Below are 15,051 nucleotides of genomic sequence, written 5' to 3' on the forward strand. Positions count from 1 at the left end.
AATAGGAAAAGCCCATGGCAAGCATCATAACTCGAGTAGATGTGACTCATGTCCATGAGGTTGCAGTGTTGTTCAATGAGTACCGACAATTTTATGGGCGTAGGGATGATCTCGCGGCTGCGGAGCAGTTTATTCATTCAAGAGTGTCAGATGGCTCATCGGTGATATTTATTGCTAAAGATAATCAAGGGCTTGGATTAGGTTTTGTTCAAATGTATCCCAGTTTTTCATCGTTACGTTTGGCCCCTATGTTGATCCTCAATGATGTGTATGTGACTCAACATGCCCGATGTGTCGGTATTGGGCGGGCGTTAGTGCTACAGGCCGCCAGTTATGCCAAAGCGCATAATATGAGTTATTTGATGTTAGAAACACAGCAAAAAAACCAGCGCGCGCAGGGCTTGTATGAAGGTTTAGGCTTTGTGCGTAACCAAGATTTTTATATCTACGAACTTGAGCTCCACCGAGGGCTTGAGTAGGTTTATTTATGGCGATTAAAAGGAAAAGTAACATGTTAACTCAGGTAAAAACGTTAGTATTAGGTGGTTTAGTCTTAAGTGCCAGTACTGCAGTTTGGGCTGATGAAGCAGAAAAAGCGTTTAGTAAAGAAGCCATTGAATGTGCCGCTTACTATCAAATTAGCTCAGAAGCCATTGGGGCGATGAATGCACCACAAATGCAGGCCGTGGGTGAGCGTTTAAAAAGTTCTAAAATTGAGTCTGAGAATTTAGCTAAGAAATACAGCTCTGAAGCAGAGGTCACTCAAGCGGTTGCCGATGCTAAAGCCCGTCAAATCGAAAGCTTAGGTGGGTCAAGCAACTTAGGTGCGTTAATGGGTAAATATAAAGAAGAATGTAAAAACCTGTTAGCCGATCCACAAAAGCGTTTAAATTATTGGACTATGGCGACTATGTAATCGTAGGTTTTAGTCAGGGTAATCGTTTACGGATTGTGAAGAGAAGGAGCCTGATGGCTCCTTTTTTGCGTTAAAGTACAAGCACTAAGGAGCTGATGGAGTCATTCATATTGAGTCGGTTTTCCCATAGATTTTAGCCTCGTTTGGTTTAGGGGCTTAGAACCAAGTTGCTTATTTTCGCTCGGCTGAAACTCAACCGCAGTTTTTAGGGTCTTAGTTACATGGTCAAGTATTTAAGCCTTGGGTTTAAATTCTCCTCAGTTTTAAATTCTTAGTTCAGTTTACGATATTCAAAGATAATCAAATATGAGTACTAAATGGGAGCACTATGGTATTAACAATAATGGCAGCGACTGTTTTGAGTGCTGGAGTCTGTGGCTACCATTTAATCTATGGTAAGCGGGTTTTATTAGCGCCACTCTTGAAGGCGAATGTGTCACAGCAAAGCAAGCAAATGCTACTGTGCTTATTTCACTGCCAATCGGTATTTTTTGTGGTTTCTACGGCTGCACTTTTAGCCTGTGCATTAAAGGTGATCCCTGGGATGTATGCCTTTAGCCTGTTGTTATTCCTCGGGATGAACTATGGGATCTTTGCGATTTGGCAGTTTTATATTGCCACTCTGAGTCCACCAAATAGTGGCCAGATGCTCATAGTGCAAGCGCTGATTTTCTTACTCATTGGTATTTTGGCTATGCTAGGGCCACTCTTATCCGCCGCGTAAATTGCTCATGATAGCTTGATAAATCATCGCGATTGAAGCGTAAGAGTTTGAAAAAATAAACAGCGAATTATGGGGTTAATTGAATACCGTATTGGGCGGCGAGTTCAGCGAGTTTACCATTATTGATGAGCAGTTCAATCCAGTGCGAGAGCCTTTTACTATCGAGCTGTGAACTGGGGTTGAGTAAAATGCCATTGGCGTATTTTTGGTCCCATTTATCTGATATTAAAAGTAATTTTCTATCTTCTGGATGAACCTTTAAATAATACTGTAGGTAAGAGTTAGTCACGGGCGCTATGTCGGCGCGTTCACGCAGAATACTTTCGATAGAGGCGTTATTGTGACTGACGAACAAGGGGCGAAATTGCTTTGCCAGCGTGTTCGCATCGGTTTCAAAGTGGGCAAACTGGTAGTGATATCCTTTGATAAACGCAATTGACTTGTTGGTTAAGTTTTTGAAATAGCTTTGGTTATGAGCTTTAGTTTTAAGTGCAATAAAGACTTCACCATCTATCATATGTAGCGGAATAAACTGAGTCGCTATTTTTTGCCATCCCCAAGCGGGATTCTCAAAGAGCATCATGTCGAAGCGACCTAAGGAATAGGCTTTATATCTGTGCTCAATACTGGTGACGGCAAATTTAAAGACCACTTCTTGTTGTACTTGATTTAATGCATTAATGATATCGAGTGTGAGACCTGTGTAACGGCCGTCTTGTTGTTGATGGACATAGGGAGCAAATTGATAACCACCGACATGAATTGTCGGAATTGACTCGGGAATCGCTGGCGACTGAACTTTATCTTGGGCGATAGCCGCAGTAAATGCGCTAATGCTTAAGGCTAAACAAAAGAGTAGACGACACAACTGGCTCAATATCATAGTCACCCCTTGTTATTTTTAGCATGAATGATTTTTTACAAGTATACACAATTTAATTTGTTCAATGCTGTCGATAAAGTGCGAATTTTAAATCTGTCATAGTAAGCTAGCGCAAACAGGATGAGGGAGATTTCACATTGAGCAAGATAAAATCTCAAGTGTGTGGTTGGGTTGAACAGGGACATATCACGCAAGAGCAGGCAAATAAGCTTTATCGACAGGTGACAGTCTTGCCGGATGGGTCTAGTTGGCGTCGCTTAATCGCTCATTTATTACTCTGGTTCGGTGCGTTAAGTTTTGCCTGTGGGGTGATTTTTTTCTTTGCCTATAATTGGCAATCTTTGGGGCGATTTGCCAAATTTGGACTGATTGAAGTGGCTATAATACTTGCTATCAGCGCATTTGCTTGGCTCTATTATCGTGCCAACATTTATTCCCCCGTTAGCCCTTATCGTAAAGACAGCACTTTTGGTGCGACGACCGCCAATGGCGTGCTACTGGCCGCAAGTGTGTTAGTCGGTGGCTTATTAGCGTTAGTTGGGCAAACCTATCAAACGGGCGCCGATCCTTGGCAGTTATTCGCGCTATGGGCATTTGTTATCTTACCCTTTGCTTGGGTGGCGGGATTTGATGGTTTGTGGCTGTTGCTGGTGGGATTGCTAAACCTCAGCATAGGGATATTTCTGGATTCCTTTTCCCATTTCTGGGGATTATTTTGGGGCGCTCAAGGACAATTGCTGATCTTTATCTGTTTGAATTTAGTTATCTATTATGCTTTTGTACTTTTAGACCACAAAGTCGCGGGGCGCTGGCATGCGCCAATCCTTGAATATGCCTGTTCATTGTTTGCTATGGGTTGTTTTACTTGGTTAATCACTTGGCTTATTTTCGACGATTTCCTTGAACGTGATAGCTTCAGCACTGGGATCTTCTGTGGTTATTTTGCCCATCTGATATTCGGATTCGTTATTTTTCGTTATAGATTACCACGCATATATCCCTTGGCCTTGGGCGGTTTTAGCCTGATTGCCGTAGGAGCCGCGTTACTGATAAAGCTGATGTTTGAGGATAATGACCCCATAGGTGGATTTTTGTTTATTGGGCTTTATATCATTTTGGCAAGCACAGGTTTGAGTATTTGGTTGAGGGAGCTAAGCCGGAAACTTAAACCACAGTTTGTAAGAATCGTCACTCAAGGGAGCGTGGGCGTGGGAGATGTTCATGAGCAACAATAATGGTTTACAGGATAGCGAAATGATCACTCGACCCTGCACTGATAGTGTTACGTCAATCGACGCTTCGAGTGAATTAAGTCTAATCAAACACTGGCAAGCTTTGTATGCCGAAGGCAATGTTAGTGCAGCTCAAATGCCAGAAGACCATGATATCCCTTGGTATATTGCCACTATGCAGGCGTTTGCTGCTTGGATAGCGGCGTTGTTTTTATTGAGTTTCATGATGGCAGTGTTTGGTGCCATTTTTGAGCATGTTGAAGAAGATGTCATTTTATTTATCGGCTTAACCTATTTAGCCTTGGGGATTGGGCTGTATTTTTTACCGCGGCAACAGATTTTTATTGAACAATTTGCTTTTGCCGCCTGTTTGAGTGGTTTGATCAGTGTGGCATGGGGATTATTTGATTTAATTAACAATGATTTTAGCCTCACATGGTATCTCTGTATGGCGGGTATTACATTGTTATTGTGGTGCTTGATTGCCCATGGGCTAGCCCAGTTTGTATTCGCTTTTTGCTTAAGTTGGTGCGTGATTGGCCTGATGGCAAAATTTGAACTGCTCAATTTTAGTCCGAGCCTTTTTGCCGTAGTCATTAGTCTAGTGTTATTAAATATCAATCAGTTCGGGCGTCATTATCGCAGGGCTCGGATGCTCATCTATGGTTTCGCACTCGCGTTGCTTTCGTTGCAGTTGATGCACGCTTTTAGTATGGACAGTATTTTTGAAGTCTTATTTAGCCCTTGGCAGCAAAGCCTGTGGCTGACACTGACTCATCTGTTGATTATTTTCGCTATTTGCGGATTTTTATTGGTGACAATCTTGCGCGAGCGCCAGCAATCACTAAGCTCACCAGCGGCGCTAGGGTGTGTTATCGGTTTAGTCATCGTTAGCGGTTTATCTTTACCTATGCAGGGTTTATCAACGGCTATTCTATTGATCTTGCTTGGTCATTATTGCAACGAGTCTTGGTTGAAAGGTATGGGAATGGTGTCGGCGCTGTTATTTGTCAGCGGGTATTATTATTCCCTAGAGACGACTCTGTTACTTAAATCTGGTTATTTGATGGGCTTAGGCGCCTTGCTGTTGGTGGCAAGGTTAGTGATGTGGCGGTTATTTCCTGCCAATGAAAATGCCAAGGAGACTGTGTGATGGGCAATGTGATGGGAAAACTGTCGGCTTCACATAAATGGGCGCTTGGACTCGTATTATTCACAACAGTGACGATTCTCGCTGGCGTGAATTGGCGCATTTTCAAATTCGAACAACTCCTTAATCACGGCCAAGTGGTGCGTTTTGCATTAGCACCGGTCGATCCGCGCTCATTAATGCAGGGTGATTACATGGCGCTTGAATATGCCATTGCGCGCGATGTGCGTAGCGCCTTAGCGCCGCAACAAATGCAGGGGCAGTTATTGCTGGCTGTCGATGGGCAAAAAGTGGCGCGTTTTGTGGACTTTTATACCGACCAAGCACTCGGTAAAGATCAACTACGAGTGCAGTTTCGTGTCCGTAGTAATCAAATTAAGCTCGCATCGAACAGCTTTTTCTTTGAAGAAGGACAAGCCGATCATTTTAGTGCAGCTAAATACGGTGAGTTTAGAGTGAATTTGCAAGGTGAGTTACTGCTCGTCAGTTTACTCGATGAAAAGCTTCAGCCCTTATAACCCTATGTCAGGATTGCCATCCATTTGTTCTGCTTAATTGATTAACCTCGATTTATCTCTGGCCGCACTGTGTAGTGCGGCCAGCATCTCCCGTACTGCTTTCTTCCTAGTTCTGATCGCTAAATCGCACGAATAATATCCACCTTAAGTTGCAACTTTGATGCAACCAATTTGTAACCTTGACCGTCTATAGTATCGTCAGTCTTCGAGGTGACATCACCTTGAAGCATCTAAGCGCATCAATTAAATACCAAATATTAAAACAATACATTTAGGGGTCTCAATGTTTAACACTAAAACTGTGCTGGCGTTAGCCATCAGCAGCGTTTGTGGGCTTGCCCATGGCGCGGATAATGTGATCATTTCTGAATACGTCGAAGGCAGCAGCAATAATAAAGCTATCGAACTGCATAACCCAACCGCGGGCGCTATTGATTTAAGCCAATATCAATTGCGCTTCTATTTTAATGGCAGCACAAATGTCGGCACGACCATTGCGCTCACTGGCTCATTAGCGGCGGGGGCGACTTATGTGGTTGCCGATAATGACTCTTCTGCCGATATCCTTGCAGTCACAAATCAACAGAGTAGCGCCAGCTTCTTTAACGGCGACGATGCGATTGAACTGACCTATCAAAATCAAGTCATTGATAGTTTAGGCCAAGTCGGTGTTGATCCCGGTGCCGAGTGGGGCAGTGGTGATCTCTCCACTCAAGATAATACCCTGCGCCGTAATCCTGATCTGCTGATTGCCGATCCTATCAGTACTGATGCAGTAAGCTTTAGCACTTGGCTAGGTTTTGCTAAGGACGATGTTTCTGATCTTGGTAAGTTCAGTGTGGGTACGCCAACCGATCCCGTCGACCCTCCACCAAGCTCTTTAGTGTGCGGCGAAGAAGCCACAGCAATTCATGCGCTTCAAGGCGCGGGCGCTGCTAGCCCTCTCAATGGTCAAACTTTAGTGGTTGAGGCGGTTGTCGTCAGTAATCAAGAAGCAGGTCTTAAGGGCATTTTTGTACAAATGGCCGATAACGAAGCCGATAGCGAGCCCCAAACCTCGGAAGGTGTGTTTGTGTATACCGGCACTGCACCCACAGCTTATGTGGCAGGCGATCGTATTCGTTTAAAAGCCAAAGTCACTGAATATCAAGGCTTAACTGAACTAACGACTTTATCTGATCACAAGTTGTGTGCCACAGGACAAACGTTACCGACGGCCGCGCTAGTGACCTTACCTGTTAACAGCAGTGATGATTTTGAGCCCTTTGAGGGCATGCGTGTTCGTTTTAGCCAAGATTTAGTGGTGAATGAAGTCTATAACCTAGGCCGTTATGGCGAGATTTCATTAGGCAGTCAGCGCCACTTTATTGGTACGCAGGTGGCTGCGCCGGGCGCGGATGCGCTGGCGGTGAGCGCAGCCAACCAACGTGACAGTATTTTATTGGATGACGGTTTAACGGCGCAGAATCCTGATCCTGTGCAATTCCCCGCTCCTGGTTTGAGCGCATCAAACACAGTGCGTGTAGGCGATAAAGCCACATCGCTTACGGGTGTAATGCACTATGGCTTTAATTTGTATCGCATTATGCCAATCGAGACGGTGAACTTTGTGGCTGAAAACCCACGCCCAGTTGCGCCCACATTGGTTGAGGGTGGTAATCTAAAAGTCGCTAGCTTTAACGTGCTTAATTACTTCAATGGTGATGGCCAAGGTGCAGGTTTCCCAACCGCGCGTGGTGCCAATACCTTAAGCGAGTTTGAGCGTCAAAAGGCGAAGATTGTCAGTGCCATGGTGGGCATTAGTGCCGATGTATTTGGTTTGATGGAAATTGAAAATGATGGCTTTGGCACTAATTCAGCCATTGCCGATTTAGTCGCAGGTTTGAATGCCGCAGTGGGTGAAGCGCGTTATGCTTATATCGCGCCAACAGGCATGAATGCGATTGGCACCGATGCCATCACAGTCGGCTTGATTTATCGCAGTGATAAAGTCACGCCGCAGGGCGCTGCACGTATTTTATCCAGTGCAAATTCGCCATTAGATAGCGATCAACAGCCCCTGTTTGACGATAGCAAAAACCGTCCAATGCTGACGCAAGCCTTTAGCGTGAACGGCAGTGAAGAAGGCGTAGTTGTTGCGGTTAATCACCTTAAATCTAAGGGCAGTGAATGTGCGGGCGAACCTGATCTTAACGACGGTCAAGGCAACTGTAATATCACTCGTACCCGTGCGGCGACGGCTGCAGGTCAATGGATTAGCGAGCAATATCCAGATCAAGGCGTACTGCTGATTGGTGATTTGAACGCCTATGCGAAGGAAGATCCATTAACGGCCTTAGGTAATGCAGGCTTTAGTGAGCTGTTTGCCAAACTTGAAAAGCCAAATCCTTATTCCTATGTATTCTCGGCTGAATCGGGTCAGTTGGACCATGCTTTAGCAAACGCTGCCCTGGTGGATAAAGTGGTGGATGTGACGCAGTGGCATATCAATACCGACGAACCACGTGTATTGGATTACAACGAAGAGTTTAAGACACCTGCTCAAATCCAAGACTTATTCGCAAGTGATGCTTATCGCTCATCGGATCACGATCCTGTGGTGATTTCACTCTTGCTCGAAGCGGAAAAAGTCGCGCCAGTGGCCAGTTTCACCCAAGTGGTGAATGGCGCAGCGGTGCAACTGACATCCACTTCAACCGACAGCGATGGACAAATCGTGTCTGCCGAGTGGAGCTTTGGTGATAACACAGTCGCAGTGGGTGAGGTAGTGACTCACAGTTACAGCCAAAGCGGTGAGTATCTGGTCACGCTAACTGTGACTGATAACGACGGCCTAACCCATAGCACGTCGCAAATGGTGACAGTGGTTGCTGGAGAGGTGAAACAACCACCCGTTGCACAAATTCAGCGTATCAATTTACTGTTCGTCGATATGTTTATCTCGACTAGCTATGATACCGATGGCGTGATCAAGCAACATAAATGGACGTTCGACAATGGCACTCGCGCTAACGGTCAAGTGGTATTGCGCCTTGCCCGCCGTGGACAACACACTGTTGAACTGACCGTTAAAGATAACGACAAGTTAACGGATACCACGACGCTGACTTACCGTTAAGCCAGTTTTTGTATTCCGTTGATTTTAAGTGACGCCAAGCCCGCAGCCGCGGGCTTTTGTTTTTGCCTAAAAGCAAGATAACTTTGTCGTCAGTTGCTGTGACGCATCAATTGTCATTGTTTCCCCAGTGACTCATCACCTCTTTATTTAACAAGAAGCCTCCCTGAGGGCTCTAATAAAATATCTCTGTTTTAGAAGGTTACAGGTGCAACAATGCCAATCTTAACTAACTCTTCTGCTGTTCGTTTAGCTAAAAAGCTATTGCCCCAAAGTTTACCACAGCTTGAAGTTCAGCCATTTGTTGTCTGATAATTTGAGATACATAAAGTAATGACTACCAAAAAGTAAGGCCTGACCATCAGGGATTTCATAAACCGTTACAGTTGATCAGACTTTGAAGTGATTCTCGGGAGCAAAATCTAGTATTTGGCGTTAGCTTTGGCTTAAAGCGCTTCTGCCCCATTCTTAATTGAAACCAGTAGACTCGTCGTATCAAGCTTGGATATTGACCGGCCTTTGTTAATGAGTATTGTTGTGCTTACAGCTATTTTGGAAAAATAAGGTAACAAATCAACAAATAATAATGTGTGATTTTTCTTTTTTTCTATATGTATAGAACGTTAATTGGGATCTGAGGTGACGATAAAACAAGAAAGTAACCTGTTGATTTATTGAGCAGTAATAGTGCAGCAATTCAGCGCAAAATGTTTAGCCATGATTCAACCATGTATGGTTGGGGAGTAGAGCCCCAATGCATTAATCTTTCGTTAATAACAACCGCTGGTGAGCTCACCACTCTATAGTCCATCATCACTTCTGGATTTGATTCCATAATCAAGTTAATACTGATGCCACGATTAGTCGCTATAGTAGTGATTAACGCTGCTGTACTTGTGCATTTTGTGCATCCATTGCCCAAAACTTTTATGTATAGCATTTTTTACACTCTCACAAAATGGATCATTCACTCAGTGCCACTGTTATTGGAGATAGGATAAGGACACTTTGCAAAAATTCACTTTAATGCGATAACGGTTAAAATCTATGTGCGCACTATGCCTTTTGGTTTTATTCTAATCAACTAGAGCTTCATTAAAATTTAGGTGTTTTTCTTAAATTTTTGTTAACCTTAGTGTGCTTAAGTAAGGTAAAAACGTAAGTGCTCCGTACAACTGATGACCTAAGTAGTCTTCGCTACTCATACACTTAAGCTATAATTTTTTAATATTAGAGCTTAAGTATCCGTACTAATTATGTTAATTACTAATACTTTACAACTCTCTCTTTTCGTTTAATATGCGAATTACAATCACTTTTTTATGTAGGATTATGGACCCTCACCGACGATACGCTGTAACTTCAGTTGTTGCAGCCATTATCAATAAACATTGTCTTTCCATTTATTTCAATGAGTTAAGACAACTTTCTACACAATCAAATACACGGCTAATCAAAAAGTTGATAGCAAGTAGTAGATGGTTTGTTCTGAGAATTTCAAATCATACCCCAAGCCCGTTCTGGGAAAGGTCCTTTCGTTATATTCTTTTGTTATTTAAGAAGATTATTTCATGAGTTGTATCTAAGCTATCTTTCGATATTTAGCTGAGCTCATTGAGTTTCAGTATCAATTGTCTATTCATTTTTCTTGTTCAACTTAAAGCGGAACCCAGAGCCACGACTATGGAAATTTTTATTCTTATTGGTTTGATTGTGTTAAATGGCTTATTTGCTATGTCGGAAATCGCCATTGTGACTGCTCGCAAGTCACGGCTAACTGCCCTTGCTCATGGCGGTAGCAGCACTGCTAAAGCAGCGCTCAAACTGGCAGAAGATCCAACGCAATTCTTGTCAACTGTGCAAATAGGCATAACATCAATAGGGATCTTAAACGGAATATTTGGTGAATCCATCCTCGCCGAACCTTTGTCACTTTGGCTTCAGACTTTTGGTCTAAGTCCAGATTTAACCAACATCTTTTCAACCGTTCTAGTGGTTATCATTGTCACTTATGTGTCAATTGTCATTGGTGAGTTAGTTCCCAAGCGAATTGGTCAAGTCAGTGCGGAAAGTATTGCCTGTCTAATGGCTAAACCAATGGTATTTCTAGCAATAGCAACCAAACCATTTGTATGGATGTTATCCGGTTCAACTCATGCTCTTATGCGTCTAATGGGATTTTCGCATAGACTTGACGACAATGTGACTCAGGAAGATATTCAGGCTATGTTGCAAGAAGGTTCATCTGCAGGGGTGATTGAGCACAATGAACATGCGATGGTTAAAAATGTTTTTCGATTAGATGAACGTACTATTTCTTCTTTGATGGTGCCACGGTCTGATATTGTATTTCTCGACTTAAACCTGCCTCTTGATGCAAATCTGCGAACTGTTATGCAGTCTCCTCACTCACGATTTCCTGTTTGTCGTAACAATGTTGATGATATGGTGGGTATTATTTCAGCTAAACAACTCCTTTCACAGTCTATCGCGGGTGAACGTTTAGAACTGGTGGATCTCGTTAAGAATTGTAACTTTGTACCCAACAGCTTATCTGGAATGGAGCTACTTGAGCATTTTCGTACTACAGGCTCGCAGATGGTGTTTGTTGTTGATGAATATGGTGATTTGAAAGGGCTGGTAACGCTTCAAGATATGATGGATGCACTGACTGGTGAGTTTTTTCAGGAAGATGTGAATGATCAGATGGTGATAAAAAGGGAAGATGGCTCATTATTACTGGATGGTCTAATCCCTATTTTTGACCTAAAAGACGCTTTAGGTATAAAGCAATTGCCAAATGAAGAGGATGGGCGTTATCAAACGCTAAATGGATTTTTAATGTATGAATTAGGGAAAATACCTCAAACCACAGATATTGTTGAAGTTGCTGGTTGGCGACTCGAAATTATGGATATGGACGGTAAAAGGGTAGATAAAGTCCTTGCTCAAATGTTACCTGATGCTGATTCTTCAGAAGAATCTATATTTGTTGATTGATAAATTCAAAAGCATAGTAGTTGTCAGCTTTAGTGCAAAAAACACGTCTAAAGAGCGACCAACTAAATCTGCTCGGTGAGTCGAGCATTAGCCATAGATTTCCTCATGGTTGTTTAACTAAAAATCGTGCCCGTGAATCACTCTACATCAGACTGATTCACGCTATCCCCAATGCCCCGTTTGCAGCTATTCTGGGGCGCTTTTTTCCCTTGAGATTAATCAAATTTTTATAGAATTGATTCATGTCCCTGCTATGCCTATTCCGACTAGTAATATCGAGAGTTGATTAATTTACAGTCAACAGATACGTTACTAATAGAATAGCTAATCCGAATCTGACTAAGCAGAGTGAATTATCTAACAAGGTTTTGTCCAAAAGTATGTTACGTATGCCTTTTAAACCTACAGGTTACGCGAATGCTCGAAAGGTGAGCCGTGGTGATTTGCGATACGACCGTTCGCCCTCCATGGCTCTCATTCATAAACTTAGAATCCCTAGGTTTCTATTCACCCTGTCGACGAGCAAATACGATGGCAAGCCAATATGAGTAGGTCAAACCAATAAGCGCTCCACGGTTAAAAATGGCTGGCCTAATTTATTGCCCATCATTTTATCTGTCATTTTAATTAGTTTTTATTGGCAATATATATCTATTAAAGCTATATCATTTAGTTTTTCACTTAGTCGCTTGAGACACTAAAAAATGAATTCTGAAGTTTTGAAGTATGTAAACGAGCATCAGCTTTCGTCTGTAATGAATAAAACAAAGTGGTGCGAGCTTGAAAAGGCATTAAATGGATCTGAAGACTTTATTCCCTATGTGCGATACAAATTGATTTATGATGAAAACCCTAATGCAGGTTTTACAGCCGTGTGGTGGCACGAGTTACTTGAAATAGCAGAAACCATTGAGTGGTTAGAAGTTAATCCATTCAAAAGAGAATGGCTAGGCCGATTAGTGGCGGATCGAGTGACGGACTTTTCTGATGTTGTAAGCGCACAATTAGCCCAATATTCAATTCCTTATTCGATAGAAAATGGTATGTTTCGGATTTGGGGTTATCTGAGGAGGAATGAATCTCCAGAATTTATCTAACTGAAGAGTTTTATCTCTGTAAGTTACTTATTTTCAAGCTAAAACCACTCAAAACTGAGACGTCAATACTGATTATTGGGATTGAGCATAGAGACAAAAGACATTAAAAAAGTGCTTTATTTTTCAATAAAGCACTCATTTTAAAGCGACTCAAGCACTCGTTAACGTACTGAACACAGTACTGATTAAAGTCCCAATCAAAGGACCGATCAAAGTACTATGTAGAGTGGCCAGCCGAGGAGGCCGATGAGACCTTCCTTGTGTTCAAATCTTTCTAAGCGTTCGGGTGAAGCGTCGCTGAGTAATAGTTCGCGGTAGCTTTTCGCAAAGTGCAGGGTACGCAGTAGGGCGGGGGCAAAGTTTTTACCGAGATCTTTACTGATGGTTTCAGCGAGTTCTGCGGGTAATTCTGCTAACGCTTTCTGGGTTTCCAATTCGATATGCTCACGGGTAAACCATTCCTCTTTTAAGGTGATTTTGCCGATACGCTTTTTCAAATCCTGTCTGACTTTGGCGCCATCAAACAACAATCGATACAGTACCGCTTCGGCTAATACACTCTCTAGATTGAGAAAATCTAGCGGATCATAGCTCGATTGCGCGTAAAACTGTGCCAATAGGGCCGCAATTGACTGTTGGCGTTGATGCTCAAGCAGGGCATCTTGATAGGCTTCATAGCCTAACCATTCTTCTGCATCTGGCGGGCTAGACACTTGTTCAAGCAAGAACTTGTCGACATCACCGTACAGTGACTTGCCGTTGATGAGTTTATGCTTGCTGACAGTGCTGAGCATGCTCCAGCCTTTTTGAAAGCATTTGACTACGCCATCGGCGGTGATCAACAGGCGTATCGCCTGCTGCGGGTTTTGGTTTGATAATTCCATCAAACCAAGGCTCACCACACCAATCACATCGTGCGCTGCTTGTTCGAGCAAGTGCATTTTGTACTTGTTGTAAAACTTATCGGCCAGTTTGAGGCTCATCAAAATGGCTTTGGATTTGATTTGTGACAGCTGTTCACCGCTCAGCGTTTCGTCTGCTTGGCCTTGGATCAATACCTTGCTCAGGTAGGGTCCTTGATCTACATCACGCAGTACCAGTTGCATCAAATAATTCCTTAATCCAAAAAGCTAAACATATCATCGACTTCAGCGTATTCATCCGTCACTTGGTTTTTCTCTTTGGCTTGAATAACCAGCTCGTTGACAAACTTGCTGATGATCATTTCCCAACCTGAGCTTTCGTTTCGCAGCAGACTCTTAATGGCTTTTTCAACATCGGGCGCGAGCTCGTGGATCAAGGCCATTAGGCTGCGTGGGTCGTCTATGCTGAGGCTGTGTGCATCTTCACTAGCGACGCGGCTGTCATAGCCGATGGTTTCAGTGTCTTCTTCGTCATCGTAGAGATCTGTATAGCCGTCTTCATCTTCATGTTTTTCGCCTAACATCATTTCGATGAAAGGGATCGACAGGTAGAAAAGGCCCGCAGGATCTTCGGCGATACATTCTAGAATCGCAGTTTGCTTTTCTTCGCTATCTTGAATGCGAATTAAATAGGTCAAAAAATCAAAGGTATGCTGAATAAGTTCTTCGGCATTGTTTTTGATTTTTTCTTCCCAGTACAAAGGTTGCTGACAGACGATGTCGCGAATTTGTTCTGGGGTCATGAGTTCAGACATGATCGAAGGACAAGAGATATCATGGTGACTGTTGATTTGGGTCAGCGTGACGATATCCATGTGCTCGATAACTTCGACTAATTGCTCGTCGCTCATGGTATTTGCAATGATTTCAAAGCGTTTGCTCGCTTGTTTTGGCTCTACGTCCGCCAACTCTTTAATTTCGGCGACGGTAATCTCAATGAGACTAGTGTTCATTAGCGGTCCTCATCATCGTAGTGATCGTAGTAGCCATCTTCCTCTTCCTCTTCGCCTTCATCATCATCGTCGTTATCTGAGGTGCCAACATAATCGTTGTCATCATCTTCATCGTCGTGATGTTTTGCTGCTGGCGTTGCTTTACCTTGAGTTTCAAGTAAATACAGCACGGCGCAGCTTTCAATCAGTAAGGTTTCCGAGTAACCACGCACGGCTAACACTAAAGGTAAATCAGCATTGTTAAAGCCAATCGTGACTTTAAACTCATCCCACTCGGGTTGAGTTGCCGTGTTTATCCAATGTGCCCACTTGAGTTTGGCTTCGGCGGGAAACTTAATTCGACCGTAAAGCGCGACAGGCAGGTACTCAGGCACAGTATCGAGCATCTTAGGATCGGCTTCTAACACCTTTTTGATTTGGCTAGTAAATTGCTCTAGCGCTTTAGGTGTATCGGGATCGTCGTAGGACTCGATATTGTCGTAGGCATTATTTTTTAGCTCATTAATGCGTGAGATATTCAGTTTTTTGACCATTTGACAC

At 43.2% G+C, this 15,051-nt stretch carries 14 protein-coding genes; 9 read left to right on the forward strand and 5 right to left on the reverse strand.

The window, feature by feature from the left end:
- Positions 1-14 precede the first annotated feature (14 nt).
- The 3 genes from HGO26_RS06215 (at position 15) to HGO26_RS06225 (ending at position 1,640) form a co-directional block, all read left to right on the forward strand.
- Positions 15-479 (forward strand): GNAT family N-acetyltransferase, encoded by a 465-nt coding sequence (locus tag HGO26_RS06215; RefSeq protein WP_028760288.1) that lies wholly within the window; start codon positions 15-17, stop codon positions 477-479.
- Positions 480-511: 32 nt separating this feature from the next.
- Positions 512-916: a hypothetical protein gene (locus HGO26_RS06220; protein WP_105252762.1), complete on the forward strand. Its 405-nt coding sequence runs from the start codon at positions 512-514 to the stop codon at positions 914-916.
- A gap of 328 nt (positions 917-1,244) precedes the next feature.
- Positions 1,245-1,640, forward strand: coding sequence for a hypothetical protein (locus tag HGO26_RS06225; RefSeq protein WP_168823966.1), 396 nt, complete (start codon positions 1,245-1,247; stop codon positions 1,638-1,640).
- A gap of 67 nt (positions 1,641-1,707) precedes the next feature.
- On the opposite strand, the gene HGO26_RS06230 is transcribed toward HGO26_RS06225, so the two are convergent.
- Positions 1,708-2,523 (reverse strand): substrate-binding periplasmic protein, encoded by an 816-nt coding sequence (locus HGO26_RS06230; RefSeq protein ID WP_168823968.1) that lies wholly within the window; start codon positions 2,521-2,523, stop codon positions 1,708-1,710.
- Between the two features lie 137 nt (positions 2,524-2,660).
- On the opposite strand from HGO26_RS06230, the gene HGO26_RS06235 reads away from it, so the two are divergent.
- The 4 genes from HGO26_RS06235 to HGO26_RS06250 all read left to right on the forward strand — a co-directional run bounded on the left by HGO26_RS06235 (position 2,661) and on the right by HGO26_RS06250 (position 8,541).
- Entirely contained in the window at positions 2,661-3,758 is a 1,098-nt protein-coding gene (locus HGO26_RS06235; RefSeq protein ID WP_168823970.1) for a DUF2157 domain-containing protein, read from the forward strand.
- Positions 3,745-4,908: a DUF4401 domain-containing protein gene (locus HGO26_RS06240; protein ID WP_168823972.1), complete on the forward strand. Its 1,164-nt coding sequence runs from the start codon at positions 3,745-3,747 to the stop codon at positions 4,906-4,908. The genes HGO26_RS06235 and HGO26_RS06240 overlap by 14 nt, the downstream gene beginning before the upstream one ends.
- On the forward strand, positions 4,908-5,423 hold the full coding sequence (locus tag HGO26_RS06245) for a GDYXXLXY domain-containing protein (RefSeq protein WP_168824117.1): 516 nt from the start codon (positions 4,908-4,910) through the stop codon (positions 5,421-5,423). Before HGO26_RS06240 ends, HGO26_RS06245 begins: the two co-directional genes overlap by 1 nt.
- Positions 5,424-5,706: 283 nt before the next feature.
- Positions 5,707-8,541: an ExeM/NucH family extracellular endonuclease gene (locus tag HGO26_RS06250; protein WP_168823974.1), complete on the forward strand. Its 2,835-nt coding sequence runs from the start codon at positions 5,707-5,709 to the stop codon at positions 8,539-8,541.
- A 694-nt stretch (positions 8,542-9,235) separates the two neighbouring features.
- Here HGO26_RS06250 and HGO26_RS06255 read toward each other — a convergent pair.
- Positions 9,236-9,478: a thioredoxin family protein gene (locus HGO26_RS06255; RefSeq protein ID WP_168823976.1), complete on the reverse strand. Its 243-nt coding sequence runs from the start codon at positions 9,476-9,478 to the stop codon at positions 9,236-9,238.
- A gap of 743 nt (positions 9,479-10,221) precedes the next feature.
- On the opposite strand from HGO26_RS06255, the gene HGO26_RS06260 reads away from it, so the two are divergent.
- Both HGO26_RS06260 and HGO26_RS06265 read left to right on the forward strand, forming a co-directional pair.
- Positions 10,222-11,538 carry a hemolysin family protein gene (locus tag HGO26_RS06260; protein ID WP_168823978.1) on the forward strand — a complete coding sequence of 439 codons (1,317 nt, stop codon included), beginning with the start codon at positions 10,222-10,224 and terminating at the stop codon, positions 11,536-11,538.
- 704 nt (positions 11,539-12,242) lie between these two features.
- The gene (locus tag HGO26_RS06265) at positions 12,243-12,635 is read left to right on the forward strand and encodes a DUF6678 family protein (protein WP_168823979.1); all 393 of its coding nucleotides are present in this window, start codon (positions 12,243-12,245) and stop codon (positions 12,633-12,635) included.
- Positions 12,636-12,844: 209 nt separating this feature from the next.
- On the opposite strand, the gene atcC is transcribed toward HGO26_RS06265, so the two are convergent.
- The 3 genes from atcC to atcA are packed head-to-tail and all read right to left on the reverse strand — an operon-like array spanning position 12,845 to position 15,044.
- Entirely contained in the window at positions 12,845-13,741 is an 897-nt protein-coding gene (gene atcC, locus HGO26_RS06270; protein ID WP_168823981.1) for a cold adaptation protein AtcC, read from the reverse strand.
- 11 nt (positions 13,742-13,752) lie between these two features.
- Positions 13,753-14,511 (reverse strand): cold adaptation protein AtcB, encoded by a 759-nt coding sequence (atcB, locus tag HGO26_RS06275; RefSeq protein ID WP_006086363.1) that lies wholly within the window; start codon positions 14,509-14,511, stop codon positions 13,753-13,755.
- On the reverse strand, positions 14,511-15,044 hold the full coding sequence (gene atcA, locus HGO26_RS06280) for a cold adaptation protein AtcA (RefSeq protein ID WP_168823983.1): 534 nt from the start codon (positions 15,042-15,044) through the stop codon (positions 14,511-14,513). Before atcA ends, atcB begins: the two co-directional genes overlap by 1 nt.
- Positions 15,045-15,051: the final 7 nt, after the last annotated feature.

The organism is Shewanella oncorhynchi, assembly GCF_012584455.1.
GTDB lineage: Bacteria > Pseudomonadota > Gammaproteobacteria > Enterobacterales > Shewanellaceae > Shewanella > Shewanella oncorhynchi.

Excerpts from the sequence above, each read along its gene's own strand:
- HGO26_RS06245 (WP_168824117.1), top strand. The coding sequence starts at position 4,908 with ATGGGCAATGTGATGGGAAAACTGTCGGCTTCACATAAATGGGCGCTT.
- HGO26_RS06215 (WP_028760288.1), top strand. The coding sequence starts at position 15 with ATGGCAAGCATCATAACTCGAGTAGATGTGACTCATGTCCATGAGGTT.
- HGO26_RS06225 (WP_168823966.1), top strand. The coding sequence starts at position 1,245 with ATGGTATTAACAATAATGGCAGCGACTGTTTTGAGTGCTGGAGTCTGT.
- atcC (WP_168823981.1), bottom strand. The coding sequence starts at position 13,741 with ATGCAACTGGTACTGCGTGATGTAGATCAAGGACCCTACCTGAGCAAG.
- HGO26_RS06265 (WP_168823979.1), top strand. The coding sequence starts at position 12,243 with ATGAATTCTGAAGTTTTGAAGTATGTAAACGAGCATCAGCTTTCGTCT.
- HGO26_RS06230 (WP_168823968.1), bottom strand. The coding sequence starts at position 2,523 with ATGATATTGAGCCAGTTGTGTCGTCTACTCTTTTGTTTAGCCTTAAGC.
- atcB (WP_006086363.1), bottom strand. The coding sequence starts at position 14,511 with ATGAACACTAGTCTCATTGAGATTACCGTCGCCGAAATTAAAGAGTTG.
- HGO26_RS06220 (WP_105252762.1), top strand. The coding sequence starts at position 512 with ATGTTAACTCAGGTAAAAACGTTAGTATTAGGTGGTTTAGTCTTAAGT.
- atcA (WP_168823983.1), bottom strand. The coding sequence starts at position 15,044 with ATGGTCAAAAAACTGAATATCTCACGCATTAATGAGCTAAAAAATAAT.
- HGO26_RS06250 (WP_168823974.1), top strand. The coding sequence starts at position 5,707 with ATGTTTAACACTAAAACTGTGCTGGCGTTAGCCATCAGCAGCGTTTGT.
- HGO26_RS06260 (WP_168823978.1), top strand. The coding sequence starts at position 10,222 with ATGGAAATTTTTATTCTTATTGGTTTGATTGTGTTAAATGGCTTATTT.
- HGO26_RS06240 (WP_168823972.1), top strand. The coding sequence starts at position 3,745 with ATGAGCAACAATAATGGTTTACAGGATAGCGAAATGATCACTCGACCC.
- HGO26_RS06255 (WP_168823976.1), bottom strand. The coding sequence starts at position 9,478 with ATGCTATACATAAAAGTTTTGGGCAATGGATGCACAAAATGCACAAGT.